Origin of the sequence: Flavobacterium sp. N2038 (genome assembly GCF_025947185.1) — a bacterium.
GTDB lineage: Bacteria > Bacteroidota > Bacteroidia > Flavobacteriales > Flavobacteriaceae > Flavobacterium.
Genome location: NZ_CP110001.1, coordinates 1,846,398 through 1,861,316, shown reverse-complemented (window position 1 = coordinate 1,861,316; position 14,919 = coordinate 1,846,398). Strand labels below are relative to the sequence as shown.

14 protein-coding genes are annotated in these 14,919 nt (G+C 35.1%); 12 read left to right on the top strand and 2 right to left on the bottom strand.

Annotated features, from left to right (window positions below):
- Together OLM51_RS08555 and OLM51_RS08550 are read right to left on the bottom strand one after the other, a co-directional pair.
- Complete coding sequence (locus OLM51_RS08555) at positions 1-1,347, bottom strand: cytochrome ubiquinol oxidase subunit I (protein ID WP_264553898.1); 1,347 nt, start codon at positions 1,345-1,347, stop codon at positions 1-3.
- Between the two features lie 346 nt (positions 1,348-1,693).
- Entirely contained in the window at positions 1,694-2,284 is a 591-nt protein-coding gene (locus OLM51_RS08550) for an HD domain-containing protein (RefSeq protein ID WP_264553897.1), read from the bottom strand.
- A 196-nt stretch (positions 2,285-2,480) separates the two neighbouring features.
- Between OLM51_RS08550 and OLM51_RS08545 the strand changes: the two genes are divergently transcribed.
- The 12 genes from OLM51_RS08545 to OLM51_RS08490 all read left to right on the top strand — a co-directional run bounded on the left by OLM51_RS08545 (position 2,481) and on the right by OLM51_RS08490 (position 14,825).
- Positions 2,481-3,896 carry an MBL fold metallo-hydrolase gene (locus tag OLM51_RS08545; protein WP_264553896.1) on the top strand — a complete coding sequence of 472 codons (1,416 nt, stop codon included), beginning with the start codon at positions 2,481-2,483 and terminating at the stop codon, positions 3,894-3,896.
- Positions 3,897-3,996: 100 nt separating this feature from the next.
- The gene (locus tag OLM51_RS08540; protein ID WP_264553895.1) at positions 3,997-4,560 is read left to right on the top strand and encodes a YeeE/YedE family protein; all 564 of its coding nucleotides are present in this window, start codon (positions 3,997-3,999) and stop codon (positions 4,558-4,560) included.
- A gap of 10 nt (positions 4,561-4,570) precedes the next feature.
- Positions 4,571-5,050 (top strand): YeeE/YedE family protein, encoded by a 480-nt coding sequence (locus OLM51_RS08535; RefSeq protein ID WP_264553894.1) that lies wholly within the window; start codon positions 4,571-4,573, stop codon positions 5,048-5,050.
- 17 nt (positions 5,051-5,067) lie between these two features.
- On the top strand, positions 5,068-5,589 hold the full coding sequence (locus OLM51_RS08530) for a GNAT family N-acetyltransferase (RefSeq protein ID WP_264553893.1): 522 nt from the start codon (positions 5,068-5,070) through the stop codon (positions 5,587-5,589).
- 203 nt (positions 5,590-5,792) lie between these two features.
- The gene (locus tag OLM51_RS08525) at positions 5,793-7,370 is read left to right on the top strand and encodes a glycerol-3-phosphate dehydrogenase/oxidase (protein ID WP_264553892.1); all 1,578 of its coding nucleotides are present in this window, start codon (positions 5,793-5,795) and stop codon (positions 7,368-7,370) included.
- Between the two features lie 29 nt (positions 7,371-7,399).
- Positions 7,400-8,896, top strand: coding sequence for a glycerol kinase GlpK (glpK, locus tag OLM51_RS08520; RefSeq protein ID WP_264553891.1), 1,497 nt, complete (start codon positions 7,400-7,402; stop codon positions 8,894-8,896).
- A gap of 17 nt (positions 8,897-8,913) precedes the next feature.
- Complete coding sequence (locus tag OLM51_RS08515) at positions 8,914-9,645, top strand: MIP/aquaporin family protein (protein ID WP_264553890.1); 732 nt, start codon at positions 8,914-8,916, stop codon at positions 9,643-9,645.
- Positions 9,646-9,953: 308 nt separating this feature from the next.
- Positions 9,954-10,415: a MarR family winged helix-turn-helix transcriptional regulator gene (locus OLM51_RS08510; RefSeq protein WP_264553889.1), complete on the top strand. Its 462-nt coding sequence runs from the start codon at positions 9,954-9,956 to the stop codon at positions 10,413-10,415.
- 4 nt (positions 10,416-10,419) lie between these two features.
- Entirely contained in the window at positions 10,420-11,052 is a 633-nt protein-coding gene (locus OLM51_RS08505; protein WP_264553888.1) for an NAD(P)H-dependent oxidoreductase, read from the top strand.
- A 32-nt stretch (positions 11,053-11,084) separates the two neighbouring features.
- Positions 11,085-11,651, top strand: coding sequence for a YceI family protein (locus OLM51_RS08500; RefSeq protein ID WP_264553887.1), 567 nt, complete (start codon positions 11,085-11,087; stop codon positions 11,649-11,651).
- A 201-nt stretch (positions 11,652-11,852) separates the two neighbouring features.
- On the top strand, positions 11,853-13,127 hold the full coding sequence (locus tag OLM51_RS08495) for a hypothetical protein (RefSeq protein WP_264553886.1): 1,275 nt from the start codon (positions 11,853-11,855) through the stop codon (positions 13,125-13,127).
- A gap of 297 nt (positions 13,128-13,424) precedes the next feature.
- On the top strand, positions 13,425-14,825 hold the full coding sequence (locus OLM51_RS08490; protein WP_264553885.1) for an anthranilate synthase component I family protein: 1,401 nt from the start codon (positions 13,425-13,427) through the stop codon (positions 14,823-14,825).
- Positions 14,826-14,919 lie beyond the last annotated feature (94 nt).

Genomic DNA, 14,919 nt, shown 5'->3' with positions numbered 1-14,919 from the left:
TTATATTTTTTCTGTTGAAAGTTCCACATGATGCGGGCCTTTATTGATAATTTTTCCAATCAAAAGCAAAAACAACATTCCAAGTAAAAGGTATAAACCAATAAAACCTAATAATGTAAACAAGGTATTTCCGGATGAAACCGTTGGAGAGGCTCCGGATGCTGTTCGCAATAAATTATAAACCAGCCAGGGCTGTCTTCCTAATTCTGCCGTGTACCAGCCTGTAGTATTAGCAATGTATGGAAATGGCATCATGAACATTAATGACCACAAAATCCATTTGGTTTCAAATAATTTTCCTCTTATTAACTGAAAAAGTGAGATTAGCATTAAACCAATAAAAACAGTTCCGAGTCCCACCATAATATGATAAGCATAATACAACCCTGAAATATTAGTTGGGTGCAAATCTTCTTCAAACTGGTCTAAACCTTTTATTTCCTGATCCCAGTTTCCATAAGTCAGGAAACTCAGAATATTAGGAACCGCTATTTTATTATCCAGTTTTTTGTCTTTTACATCGGGCTGACCGATTAAAACAATTTCGGAACCTTTCTTTTCAGTATGAAAAATCCCTTCCATTCCGGCAAAAGTTACGGGTTGGTATTTCACCACATTTTTAGCCAGTAAATCTCCTGTTGGCATTGCAACGATTATACTCGAAATTAATCCGAAGATCACCCCCGTTTTCAGAAACAATTTACCGAAAGAAACATTCTTTTTGCTTAAAATATAGAAAGCACCAATTCCGGCAACTACAAAAGAACTCGTCACCAAAGAAGCTGCCTGATTGTGCAAATATGATGGCCAAAGCCAGGGATTTAAAAACAATGCCTGAAAATTGTTGAGTACAAATTTTCCGTTTTCGAGAATTTCATAACCTACCGGATTTTGCATCCACGAATGCGTTGCGATAATTAAAAACCCGCTGGCCCAGGAACCAATCATGATTAATAATCCGGTTACAAAATGCCATTTGTGGCCGAGAAGTTTTTCTCCAAATAAAAATAATCCTAGAAATGAAGATTCGAGAAAGAAAGAAAACATTCCTTCCATGGCCAAGGTCTGACCGATAATTCCTCCGGTTAATTCGGAGAACTTCGCCCAGTTGGTTCCAAACTGAAACTCCATTGGGATTCCGGTTACAACGCCCATCGCAAAATTCAGGGCAAAGATTTTCATCCAGAAATGAGTGGCGTGATTGTATTGTTCGTTATTTGTTTTTAAGTATTTCCACTTGAAGTAAACAATGATGAGCGAAAGACCCATTGTAAGTTGTGGAAAAAGATAATGAAAAGTAATGGTGAAGGCGAATTGCATTCGGTCATAAAAGAGCATTTCTTCCATAAGTGGTATTTGTTTTATGAAGTTCCACAAATTTACCCATTAAAACCCGAAATCAGGTCCTTTAAGAAAAGTTTATATCCCAATATTTACTAAACTTTTCAACAATTTAAAGGGTAGAAATAACACTTGTCTTTTTTTGAGTTACTTACAGTTTGTCATTTCGACGAAGGAGAAATCTTCGCAAGTAACTCCGTAACGAATATCTCCAATCTTTGTCGAGCTTCTTGCGAACGACAAGATTGCGTATAGATTTACGTGCTTAAATATAGCCCGCGGTTTCAACCGCGGGAAACGTATCGGGATTATGCATTGAGTTCCCGCGGTTGAAACCGCGGGCTATGGCTGATTATTTTTTTAGAATTCCTTTTTCTACGCTTTCATTAATTAAACCTTCGGCATAATTCCATATCGATTTTGAACCTTCTTTAATGACACTTTTCTTTTCGTAAACTTTATTATAAGGAACATCAAACTCTTTCCATGTACCGCCATTGTTAGACGTATTTTGCAATAAGGGTTCTAAACGATCCATTGATTTTGCAAATTTAGCTTCATTAGTTTCTCCGGCTTCAAACTCTTCCCAAATGGCAATCATTTCTTCTGCCTGCTTTTTTGGTAATAAACCAAAAATTCTATTTGCTGCTAATCTTTCTGCATCTGTATTCGAATGATTTTTTATCGTATCGTAAATAAAAACATCTCCCGCATCGATTTCGACAATATCATGAATCAAAACCATTTTTACCACTTTTAAAACATCAATGGGTTCATTTGAATGTTCTGCCAAAACAATTGCCATCAAAGCCAGATGCCAGCTATGCTCTGCGTCATTTTCGCATCGGTCACTGTTGAATAATTTTGTCTTGCGCTGAATGTATTTTACTTTATCAATTTCTTTAATAAAAGCAATTTGATCTAATAAATCTTGCGTGTTCATGATATTAATTTTAGGAAAATGTAAAATTACAAAATGCCAAAAGCTTAATCAAATTGTCCTTTGGAGATTTATCATTTTAGCCAATCTTATTTTTTCTTTAAATTTTTCACAAAAAGCAATTTTCTGTAACATTAGTCACCTATTTTACCATAAAACAGCGTTACATTTGTATCCCAAATATTTTAGATTTCATATCATGAAAATAGAACAAATTTACACCGGATGTTTAGCACAAGGTGCTTATTATATTACTTCAGATGGCGAAGCGGCCATTATAGATCCGCTTAGAGAAATTCAGCCTTATCTGGATCGTTTAGAACGTGATCAGGTAAAATTAAAATACATTTTTGAAACGCATTTTCACGCCGATTTTGTTTCAGGACACGTAGATTTAAGCAAAGAAACCGGAGCACCAATTATTTACGGACCAAATGCAACCTGCGAATTTGACTGCATTTCTGCAAAAGACGGACAGGAATTTAAAGTTGGAAAAGTTACTATAAAAGTTTTGCACACTCCGGGACATACAATGGAAAGTGCTACTTTTTTATTGATTGACGAAAACGGAAAAGATCACGCCATTTTCTCTGGAGATACATTATTTATTGGCGATGTAGGCCGACCTGATTTAGCCCAAAAAGCGGCGGGAATGACGCAGGATCAATTGGCCGGAATTTTATTCCATTCCTTAAGAGATAAAATCATGACTCTGGCTGATGACGTTATTGTTTATCCTGCTCACGGTGCCGGAAGTGCCTGCGGGAAAAACATGAGCAAAGAAACGGTTTCGACTATCGGGAATCAAAAAGCGACTAATTATGCTTTGCGCGCCAATATGACCGAAACTGAATTTATCAAAGAAGTGACCGATGGTTTATTGCCTCCTCCAGCCTATTTCAGCATGAACGTTGCGATGAACAAACAAGGTTATGAAAGCTTTGAAACCGTTTTAAACAACGGAATGAAAGCCATAAAAGCAGAAGATTTTGAGGCTATTGCTGAAGAAACCGGAGCATTAATTCTGGATACAAGAAGTGCAGCCAGTTTTAGCAAAGGATTTATTCCGCAATCTATCAATATAGGAATTAATGGAGATTTTGCTCCGTGGGTTGGAACTTTAATTGCCGATGTAAAACAACCTATTATATTAGTTACAGAAAATGGTCTTGAAGAAGAAACGGTAACACGTTTAAGCCGCGTAGGTTTTGATACCATAATCGGACATTTGGAAGGCGGATTTGAAGCCTGGCAAAAAGCAGGTTTCGAAACAGATTCTGTAAACCGAATTACAGCCGACCAATTTGCAAACGAAGTAAATATAAAAGAAGATAAAATTATCGATATTCGCAAAGAAACAGAATACGAAGCAGAACATATCGAAGACGCTTACAGCAAACCTTTGGCTTATATTAATGACTGGGTAAAAGACATTAACCCAAATGAGCATTTTTATTTGCATTGCGCCGGCGGTTATCGCAGTATGATTGCAGCTTCAATTTTGCAAGCGAGAGGTTTTAGAAACTTCTCTGAAGTTGAAGGGGGTTTTGGAGCAATCTCAAAAACCAATGTTCCAAAATCAGATTTTGTTTGCCAGAGTAAAGTATTAAAATAATTTAAGGTACAGAGAGGCAAAGGTTCAAAGCAACAAAGTTATTTCTTTGAATCTTAACCTTTGAACCTCTGCTCCTTTGAACCTTTGAATCTTAAAAAAAATGCTAGAAATCATCAAAGAACCATGGCCTTGGTATATTGCAGGTCCGTTAATTGGATTAACTGTTCCAATTTTATTAATTATCGGAAACAAATCTTTCGGGATTAGTTCTTCGTTGCGTCATATTTGTGCGGCTTGTATTCCGGCAAATATTTCATTTTTTAAATACGACTGGAAAAAAGAAAGCTGGAATTTATTCTTCGTTTTCGGAATATTTTTGGGCGGATTCATCGCTTCTTACTTTTTATCTAATCCTAATGCAGTTGTAATTACTCCTGAATTATCAGAGAAATTAGCCACTTACGGAATTACAGATCATACAGGCTTGGTTCCTGCACAATTATTTTCATGGGAAAGTCTATTAACGCTTCGCGGATTTATTATGATTGTTGTAGGCGGATTTTTAGTAGGTTTCGGGACGCGTTACGCTGGCGGTTGTACAAGCGGACATGCCATTATGGGATTATCAAACTTACAATGGCCATCATTAGTAGCCACAATCTGTTTTATGATTGGCGGTTTTGTAATGGCACTTTTGATTTTACCATATATTCTTTCACTTTAAAATTTCAAAAATGAATACTTTAGAAAATAAAACTACAGATAGCGAAGGAATCAACGCAAGCAAGAAAAAAGAAACTGCCTTAGGAAATCTTAAATATTTACTAGTCGGTATCTTTTTCGGAATTGTATTTGTAAAAGCCGAAATCATCAGCTGGTTCCGCATTCAGGAAATGTTTAACTTAGAATCTTTCTTTATGTACGGCGTAATTGGAAGTGCAGTTGCAGTTGGTGTAATCTCTGTATTTCTGATTAAAAAATTCAATATCAAAACCCTTCAGGGTGAGAAAATCGAAATTCAACCCAAAACGTTCAGTAAAGGACAAATCTATGGCGGATTAATGTTTGGTTTTGGCTGGGCAATTACCGGAGCTTGTCCAGGACCGCTTTTCGCTCAAATTGGTACTGGTGCAACTGTAATTGTTGTAACTTTATTAAGCGCCATTGCAGGAACTTGGTTTTACGGTTTAATTAAAGATAAATTACCTCATTAAGATTTAATATATAAAAAATGAGCAGCACAACAGAACAACTAGTATTAAGAAAAGCTGATATTTCTGAAGTTTCTGTTATCTGGACTATCATACAAGATGCTATCGAACAAAGACGTCAAGATGGAAGTTCGCAGTGGCAAGATGGTTATCCTAATGAACTTACAATCAGTAACGATATAAAAAATGGTTATGGATACGTCCTTACAGAAAACGAAACTATTTTATCCTATTCAGCTATTATCTTTGACAAAGAACCAGCTTACGAAAATATTGAAGGTAAGTGGCTAACCAACGGAGATTATGGTGTTGTACACCGCGTAGCCGTATCAAAATTGGCTAAAGGTAAAGGCATAGCAACAAAACTTTTTAAAAATATAGAAGATTTATGTCTCGAAAAACATATATATAGCATAAAAGTAGACACTAATTTTGACAACGTTCCGATGCTGAAAATTTTAGACAAATTAAACTATACCTATTGTGGTGAAGTATATTTTAGAGGAGCAGCTCGAAAAGCTTTCGAAAAAAAGCTAGTTTAAAAAATACAATCTCAGGATCAGGAATCAAACCCGACAGATTTTAAAAATCTGTCGGGTTTCTTTTTGGATAAAATTTAGCATACAACTCCATTAAAGACAAATTTTCTTATTAATAGTATTTCTTCATTTTAGTTTCATTAAGTTTTATTAAGTTTACTATTCAAGATTTTCTCTTACAAAAAACGCCAATAAATCGATCCTATATGAAACGCTCAGAACAATTATCGAAATTAAAAAATACCGAAACGTGGGATGTCATTATAATTGGTGGTGGAGCAAGCGGTCTTGGAACTGCTCTGGATGCTGCAAGCAGAGGATATAAAACGATTTTACTTGAAGCTGTAGACTTTGCAAAAGGAACTTCAAGCAGAAGTACCAAATTAGTTCACGGCGGAGTTCGCTATTTAGAACAAGGAAATATACACCTGGTTATAGAAGCCTTAAAAGAAAGAGGATTACTGGCAAAAAATGCTGGTCACCTGGTTAAAAATCAATCTTTTGTAATCCCGAATTACAATTGGTGGGGCGGATTATTTTATACGATCGGATTGACGGTTTATGATTTACTGGCTGGACGTTTAAGCTTAGGACGTTCAAAATATATTTCGAAGAAAAAAACAATTGAAATGCTTCCTACCGTAGAAGAAAAAGGTTTGGTAAATGGCGTTATTTATCAAGACGGGCAATTTGATGATTCTCGATTGGCTATAAATATTGCTCAAACCGCAGTAGAAAAAGGAGCTTGTCTTTTAAATTATACTAAAGTGGTAAACTTATTAAAAGATGATAAAAACCAAATTATCGGTGTCGAAACCATAGATCACGAAACTGGCGATAAGTATGAAATAAAAGGTTCGGCAATTATCAATGCTACCGGAGTTTTTACAAATGCCATTATGAAACTGAACGATACCGTTTACAAAAAATATATTGTTCCGAGTCAGGGAATTCATCTTGTATTTGACAAATCATTTTTGCCAGGGGATCAAGCCTTGATGATTCCTAAAACAAGTGACGGACGAGTTTTATTTGCAGTGCCCTGGCACAATAGAATTGTAGTAGGAACTACTGATACTTTAATTAGAAAACACAGCCTTGAACCTATTGCTCTTGAAAGCGAAATTGAATTTGTTTTGGAAACTGCTCAACGTTTTCTGGCTAAAAAACCAACAAGAGCCGACGTTTTATCTGTTTTTGCAGGATTAAGACCTTTAGCTGCTCCGGAAGAGGAAGGAAAAAGCACCAAAGAAGTTTCCCGAAGTCATAAAATCATTGTTTCTGAAACCGGCTTAATCACCATTACAGGCGGCAAATGGACAACGTACCGAAAAATTGCTGAAGACATTATAAATAAAGCAATCAAAAAAGGCAAATTACCTAATAAGTCTTGTGCTACGGAACATCTTTCTATTCATGGAAATAAACCTACTACCACTTTAGACAGAATGAATCATTTGTATATCTATGGCTCAGATGTTCCTGAAATACTGGAATTACAGAAAAATGAACCCGAATTAAAAGAGAAACTTCATCCCGATCATGAATTTACAATGGCCGAAGTTGTTTGGGCGATTCGATATGAAATGGCAAGAACTGTTGATGATATTTTGGCAAGACGTGTACGTTTATTGTTCTTAGATGCCAGAGCTGCAATTGAGTCCTCAGAAAAAACAGCACGATTACTGGCAAAAGAACTCGGACATGATGAAGCCTGGGTACACAGAGAAATTGCAAATTTTAAAGGAATTTCGAAAGGCTTTCTTTTAAAAGAATTTCAATAGACTTTAACTAACTTAAGAATATATAAACCATGCAGGATAAATTAATTTTAGCACTGGATCAGGGAACGACTTCTTCCAGAGCCATTGTTTTCAATCATAAAGGAGAAACCGTTAGTATTTCTCAAAAGCCTTTCGAACAAATTTTTCCAAAACCAGGATGGGTAGAACATGATCCAAATGAAATCTGGTCTTCGCAAGTTAGTGTAGCTGCGGAGGTAATTGCAAAAGTGGGGATTTCGGGTAGAGAAATAGCCGCAATTGGTATCACTAATCAGCGAGAAACTACAATTGTTTGGGATCGCGAAACAAGTGAACCTGTTTACAACGCCATTGTTTGGCAAGATCGCAGGACAGCAAAATATTGTGACGAACTGAAAGCGCAAGGACATACCGAAATGATTCAGAAAAAAACCGGACTTATTCTGGATGCTTATTTTTCCGGAACAAAAGTAAAATGGATTTTAGATAATGTTGCCGGAGCAAGGGAAAAAGCAGAACAAGGGAAACTTTGTTTTGGAACAGTAGATACCTGGCTAATATGGAAATTAACCCGAAGTAAATTATTTATGACGGACGTTTCTAATGCCAGCAGAACTTTATTATTCAATATCAACACCTTAGATTGGGACGACGAATTATTAGCATTACTCGATATTCCGAGAGCGATGCTGCCTGAAGTAAAACAGAGCAGTGAAATTTATGGTGAAACCAGCACTACTCTATTTTCAACAAAAATTCCTATTAGCGGAGTTGCCGGCGATCAGCAGGCGGCACTTTTTGGTCAGTTATGTACCAATTCAGGAATGATAAAAAACACCTATGGAACGGGTTGTTTTATGTTAATGAATACGGGTGAAAAGCCTATTTTTTCAACTAATAACTTACTGACTACGATTGCCTGGAGAATTAACGGCAAAACTACTTATGCTTTAGAAGGCAGCGTTTTTGTGGGAGGTGCTGCCGTACAATGGCTGCGAGACGGAGCAAAAATGATTCGCAGATCAGACGAAATCGAAAGTTTAGCCAGCAGTGTACCAGATAATGGAGGTGTTTATTTTGTTCCTGCCTTAACCGGATTAGGAGCTCCTTATTGGGATCAATACGCAAGAGGCGCAATAGTAGGAATAACCCGAGGCACAACAAATGCGCATATTGCCAGAGCTACCCTGGAAGGAATCGCTTATCAGGTAAATGACTTACTTAAAGCTATGGAGGCTGATTTTGGATATAAAGGAATAGAATTAAGAGTTGACGGAGGAGCTGCAGCTAATAATTTATTAATGCAATTTCAGTCCGATATATTTGGATCTACAGTTACCAGACCAAAAATATTGGAAACAACAGCATTAGGTGCCGCTTACCTCGCAGGGCTTGCCGTAGGTTACTGGTCAAGCTTAGATGATTTACAAGAACAGTGGTCTATAGATAAAGTGTTTTCTCCAAAAATGGACAAAGCAGAAGTAAACATGCTTGTAAAAAATTGGGACAAAGCTGTTGGCCGCGCATCAAACTGGATTGAAGAATAAAACTAAAAAACAAAAATATGACTCCTTTTATAGCAGAAATTTTAGGCACAATGTTCATGATTTTATTAGGAAACGGTGTTGTTGCAAACGTCGTACTTAAAGACACCAAAGGAAATAATTCGGGTTGGATTGTTATCACAACTGCCTGGGCATTTGCTGTTTTTGTGGGCGTAACTATTGCCGGACCAATTAGTGGTGCACATTTAAATCCTATTGTTACGCTTGGTTTGGCACTTATTGGCAAATTTGCATGGAATTTAGTTCCTGCTTATGTTCTGGCTCAAATGATTGGCGCAATGTCAGGTGCTTTTTTAGTCTGGCTATCTCATAAAGATCATTTTGCAATAACAGAAGACGAAGGAACAAAACTGGCTTGTTTTTCTACGTCACCAGCAATCAAAAATAATGTATCAAACTTAATCAGTGAGATAATTGCCACTTTCGTCTTAATTTTTACCATCTTTTATATTGCCGGACCAAGTTTAAAAATCACAGCCGATTCTAATGCTGCAATTGGTTTAGGAACCATTGGAGCACTTCCGGTAGCAATATTAGTTTGGGTAATTGGTTTAGCTCTTGGAGGAACTACGGGTTATGCCATAAATCCGGCGAGAGATTTAGGCCCTAGAATTATGCATGCTATTTTACCTATAAAAGGAAGCAGTAATTGGGGATATGCATGGATTCCAATTATAGGACCAATAATCGGCTCTGGCTTAGCAGCTGCTTTATATCTGGCACTTAATTAATTATTCTTTTTAGTTTGCTTTGATATTCAAACCTGACAGGTTTTAAAAACCTGTCGGTTTATTTTGCGTCACAACATAAAAACTTAAAAAAAAAATAATCTTACTCGCACCTTTAATTTTAAACAATCGTTAAATATCAAAAAGGCAATATTTTAAATTAAAATTTTATTCTATTTTTATACTAATTACATCGGGTTTATGTACTTACTATTTCGTTTTAATTCAATTAACAAAAAATTAACACGACACTTGTATATACAACTATTAAAAGTTATACATTTGTACATACAAATTATACACTTACAACTATGACAATTGAAGAGGTTATTAAGAGTACAGTTAAGATGGATAATGCGAAAAAAGTTATTCTGAATATCATGTACACACAAAATGTGATTCAGGATCATTTCAACGAGTTGATTAAACCGTATGATTTATCTGGAGAACAATATAATGTACTACGTATATTAAGAGGACAAAAAGGAAATCCTGCTAATATGTGTGTGATACAAGAGCGTATGTTAGCTAAAACGAGTAACACAACCCGATTAGTTGATAAATTATTATTGAAAGAATTCGTAACAAGAAATGTCTGTCCGAATAATCGACGTAAAATCGAAGTTTTAATTACACAAAAAGGATTAGACGTATTAAAAGAATTAGATCCGAAGGTAGATGAGCACGAGCGCGTATTTGCCGAGAATATAAGCCCGGAAGAATTAGAATTATTAAATCAGTTATTAGAAAAGTACCGAACTAAACAAAATTAATATTATGAGCACATTTTTAGAAAGTCAAAATTGGAGATATGCAACAAAAAAATTTGATGCAGCAAAAAAAATCTCTAGTGCCGATTTAAACACTTTAAAAGAAGCAGTTAGACTAAGCGCTTCTTCATACGGATTACAACCATACAAAGTAATACTTGTTGAAAATCCAGAATTAAGAGAACAATTAAAAGCTGCAGCCTGGGGACAAACTCAAATTACAGATGCTTCTCACCTATTTATTTTTGCAAGCGATGTTACTCTTGATGGAGCTTCTGTAGACAAATATATTTCCAATATTAGTGAGACAAGAGGAGTTCCTGTTGATGCTTTGGAAGGTTTTAGCGGCATGATGAAAAATGTAGTTGAGAACTTATCAATCGATGCGAAAAACACCTGGACTGCTAAACAAACTTATATTGCATTAGGAAATTTATTAGGCGCTGCTGCTGAATTAAAAATCGACGCTACACCAATGGAGGGCTTCAATGCCGCTCAATTTAACGAGATATTAGGTTTCGATAAATTAGGTTTAAGCGCTTCAGTTATTGCAACTGTAGGTTACAGACATGATGAGGACGATACTCAGCATTACAAAAAAGTTAGAAAATCACAAGAAGAATTATTTATCACTCTATAATTATTTATTAATCAAATTTCAATTTTAACAACATGAAAAATTTAAAAACAATTGCAATAGCATTATTCGTAGTAGCAGCTGGATTATCAGTAAACGCTCAAACTAAAAAAATCGACGTAAAAGCATCAACTATCAAATGGGTAGGTAAAAAAGTAACTGGAGAACACTCTGGAACTGTAAACTTCAAAGAAGGTGCTGTAGTTTTCAAAGGAAAAAAATTAACTGGTGGTTCTTTCACTGTTGATATGACTTCATTAACTGCAACTGATTTAACTGGAGAGTACCAAGGGAAATTAAATGGTCACTTAAAAGCTGACGATTTCTTTGGAACTGACAAATTCCCAACTGCAAAATTAGTTTTCAAAACTATCGGAGCTAAATCTACTGACGTTTACACAGTAACTGCTGATTTAACTATCAAAGGAATCACTAAACCAGTAACTTTTGATATTACTGTAGCTGGAAACACTGCTACAACAGCATTTAAAGTTGACAGAACTAAATACGATATCAAATACAACTCTGGTAACTTCTTCGAAAACTTAGGAGACAAAACTATCAATGATGATTTCGAATTAACAGTAGCTTTAAAATTCTAATTTCAGGCTTACTAATTGATATATAAGAAAAATCCCAATAGAATCATCTATTGGGATTTTTTATTTTACTTTCTTTTCAAAAACATAACGTTCTTAATACTAAAATAACGCTTTCATAATAACTATAGCTGTATTGATTAACATTGGGCCTCTAATTTTGAGGAACTTAAAAATCAAAAACTAGAAATTAAAATTATAGTTATGAAAACAAAAATACTTATTGCAGTTTTTACCCTCCTAAGCAGTTTTTCTCTTAATGCTCAGCAAAAAGGAATTATTGGTACAAATAACTGGATGACTAACTGGACCAACTTTAAACCTGCAAATACAGAATATAATGAAGCTACTAATATAATCGCAGGAACTATTGACAAAGACACAAAATTATTAAAACGTAATACCTACCAATTAGTTGGTGTTGTCTATGTAACAAATAATGCCACTTTAACAATTGAACCCGGAACCGTAATACGAGGCGACGATAAAAGCTGCGGAACACTTGTAATTACAAATGGTGCGAAAATTATGGCCGAAGGTTTAGAAACGGATCCTATTATTTTTACTTCAAACAAAGAAGTCTCTCAAAGAAAACCGGGAGATTGGGGAGGTATTATCATTCTCGGAAAAGCTCCAATAAATACGCTTGGCGGCATACATATTTTACCCTTTGATCTTGAACCAATGTTAAATCACTATGGTGGTGCAGATTCGGACGATAATTCGGGAGTTTTAAAATATGTGCGAATAGAATATTCAGGCAGAAAATTAAGTGCTCTTAAAGAACTTAACGGACTTTCTTTGGCCGGAGTTGGCCGCAAAACCGTTCTAAATAATATTCAAATTAGTTATTCAAATGATGATTCATTCGAATGTTATGGTGGTGATTTAAATATGACCAACTTAGTATCGTACAGAACCACAGATGATGATTTTGATTTTACACAAGGCGCACAAATCAACATTAATAATAGCATTGCAATACGTCATCCTTTTTCATCAGATGTTTCAGGTTCAAGATGCTTTGAAGTTGATTCATATGATAAAATCAGTAATACTGATATGACCAAAAAATTAACCAAAATAAACGCCAGCAATATTACTTTAATCAATCTTGAAGAAAACAATCAGGGATTGGTTCGTGAATCTGTATATGTCAGAGAAAATACACTCTTTAATTTATCAAACAGTATTGTCTCTGGTTTTACACCATTTGTATTACTGGAAGGAAATATTGGAAACGGAGACGCTAATCTTGCCAAACTTACTTTTAAAAATGTAATCGTGAACAATTGTAATGGCGGAATCACAAGTGAATCATCGGCTAGTAATACCGCAATCCAAAGTTACTACAACAATGTAAGTACCGGGATTGAATATACCAAAAATAAAAATACAGAGCTCTTTACATCCCCAAATATCAAAGGAAATCCAGATTTCAGAATAAATATAAACAACACGCTTGCTATTGGAAACTAAGCCTTTGTATTTGTATTAGATCTCAAAATTTAACAAATTTTAAAAAATTAAAAAGTTTTTTTTGAAATTTTATGTCTCCTAATTCAAATTACATTTATATCTTTGTCATAACAAAATAAGATATGAGAACAATAATGAACAATACTTGGTGGTGGAAGAATTTACGTCAAACGTCGTGAACTAAGCTTCCTATGGTATTGTAAAAACTATAAATATAAAAGGCTTGTCATCACGACAAGCCTTTTTTTTTTGGTCAAAACTTAAACGAAAAATATTAAAACCTAAAAACAACATACTTTGAAACCTTTTATACTCAACACACATTACAAACAAATTCTGGCTGACACTATTACGCCGGTAAGTATCTATTTCAAAATAAGAGATAAGTTCCCGAATAGCTTATTATTGGAAAGTAGTGATTATCATGGAAATGACAATAGCTTCTCATACGTTTGCTGTAATCCGATTGCAACAATTAAAATTGAAAATGAGATAATCTCAAAATCATTTCCTGACGGAACAACCGAAACAATTTCTATAGATGCTTCGACAAATATTCCCGAAGTAATACAGGAATTTTCAAATCAGTTTAAATCAGAGAAAAATGATTTTAAATTCATCAATAACGGATTATTTGGATACATCTCTTATGATGCTGTTCGTTATTTTGAAAAAATTTCAATCTCAAAAAAAGATACCGCAACTTCAATTCCTGATTTGTTTTACGCCGTTTATCAAAACATTATTGCGATTAATCACTTTAAAAATGAAGCTTACATTTTTTGCCATAGTGTGGATGACAGAAACAATATTTCTGAAATCGAGCAATTATTGCAGTCAAGAAATATTGCTTTATATAAATTTACGAAAGAAGGCGAAGGTTATTCAAATTTAACCGATGAAGAATTTAAACACAATGTAGCTTTGGCAAAGAAACATTGTTTTAGAGGCGATGTTTTTCAACTGGTACTTTCACGTCGTTTCACACAAGGTTTCAAAGGTGATGAATTCAACGTTTATCGTGCTTTACGAAGTATCAACCCATCTCCTTACCTATTCTTTTTTGATTATGGAGATTTCAAAATATTTGGTTCTTCACCAGAAGCACAAATTATTGTAAAAAACAGAAAAGCCGAAATTCATCCCATTGCCGGAACTTTCAAGAGAACTGGAAATGACGAACGCGATGCACTTTTAGCTAAAGAACTTTCTGAAGATAAAAAAGAAAACAGCGAGCACGTAATGTTAGTTGATTTAGCCAGAAATGATTTAAGCAGAAATGGTCATGATGTAAATGTAGAAAAATACAGAGAAGTCCAGTTTTTCTCTCACGTAATTCACTTAGTTTCAAAAGTTACCGGACAATTACATGATAAAGCAACAACCATGCAGGTAGTTGCAGATACTTTCCCGGCAGGAACTTTAAGTGGTGCACCAAAACACAGAGCGATGCAATTAATTGAAGATTACGAAAAAACAAATCGTAATTTCTATGGTGGGGCAATTGGTGTAATGGATTTTGACGGAAACTTTAATCATGCGATTATGATTCGAACTTTCCTTTCTAAGAATCATCAGTTGCATTGTCAGGCCGGTGCCGGAATCGTCGCAAGTTCTGATGAAGAAAGCGAAATGCAGGAAGTATATAACAAATTAAGAGCATTGAATACAGCTCTTGAAATGGCGGAACAAATATAATTCATAATACGTTTCCCGAGGTTGAAACCTCGGGCTATATTTGAAAAACGATCGTAAAAAAATGCTAAGTAAATATAGCCAGCGGTTTCAACCG

Coding starts and splice junctions, on each gene's coding strand:
- OLM51_RS08495 (WP_264553886.1), top strand. CDS start 11,853: ATGAAAACAAAAATACTTATTGCAGTTTTTACCCTCCTAAGCAGTTTT.
- OLM51_RS08545 (WP_264553896.1), top strand. CDS start 2,481: ATGAAAATAGAACAAATTTACACCGGATGTTTAGCACAAGGTGCTTAT.
- OLM51_RS08555 (WP_264553898.1), bottom strand. CDS start 1,347: ATGGAAGAAATGCTCTTTTATGACCGAATGCAATTCGCCTTCACCATT.
- OLM51_RS08535 (WP_264553894.1), top strand. CDS start 4,571: ATGAATACTTTAGAAAATAAAACTACAGATAGCGAAGGAATCAACGCA.
- glpK (WP_264553891.1), top strand. CDS start 7,400: ATGCAGGATAAATTAATTTTAGCACTGGATCAGGGAACGACTTCTTCC.
- OLM51_RS08515 (WP_264553890.1), top strand. CDS start 8,914: ATGACTCCTTTTATAGCAGAAATTTTAGGCACAATGTTCATGATTTTA.
- OLM51_RS08540 (WP_264553895.1), top strand. CDS start 3,997: ATGCTAGAAATCATCAAAGAACCATGGCCTTGGTATATTGCAGGTCCG.
- OLM51_RS08510 (WP_264553889.1), top strand. CDS start 9,954: ATGACAATTGAAGAGGTTATTAAGAGTACAGTTAAGATGGATAATGCG.
- OLM51_RS08525 (WP_264553892.1), top strand. CDS start 5,793: ATGAAACGCTCAGAACAATTATCGAAATTAAAAAATACCGAAACGTGG.
- OLM51_RS08550 (WP_264553897.1), bottom strand. CDS start 2,284: ATGAACACGCAAGATTTATTAGATCAAATTGCTTTTATTAAAGAAATT.
- OLM51_RS08530 (WP_264553893.1), top strand. CDS start 5,068: ATGAGCAGCACAACAGAACAACTAGTATTAAGAAAAGCTGATATTTCT.
- OLM51_RS08505 (WP_264553888.1), top strand. CDS start 10,420: ATGAGCACATTTTTAGAAAGTCAAAATTGGAGATATGCAACAAAAAAA.
- OLM51_RS08500 (WP_264553887.1), top strand. CDS start 11,085: ATGAAAAATTTAAAAACAATTGCAATAGCATTATTCGTAGTAGCAGCT.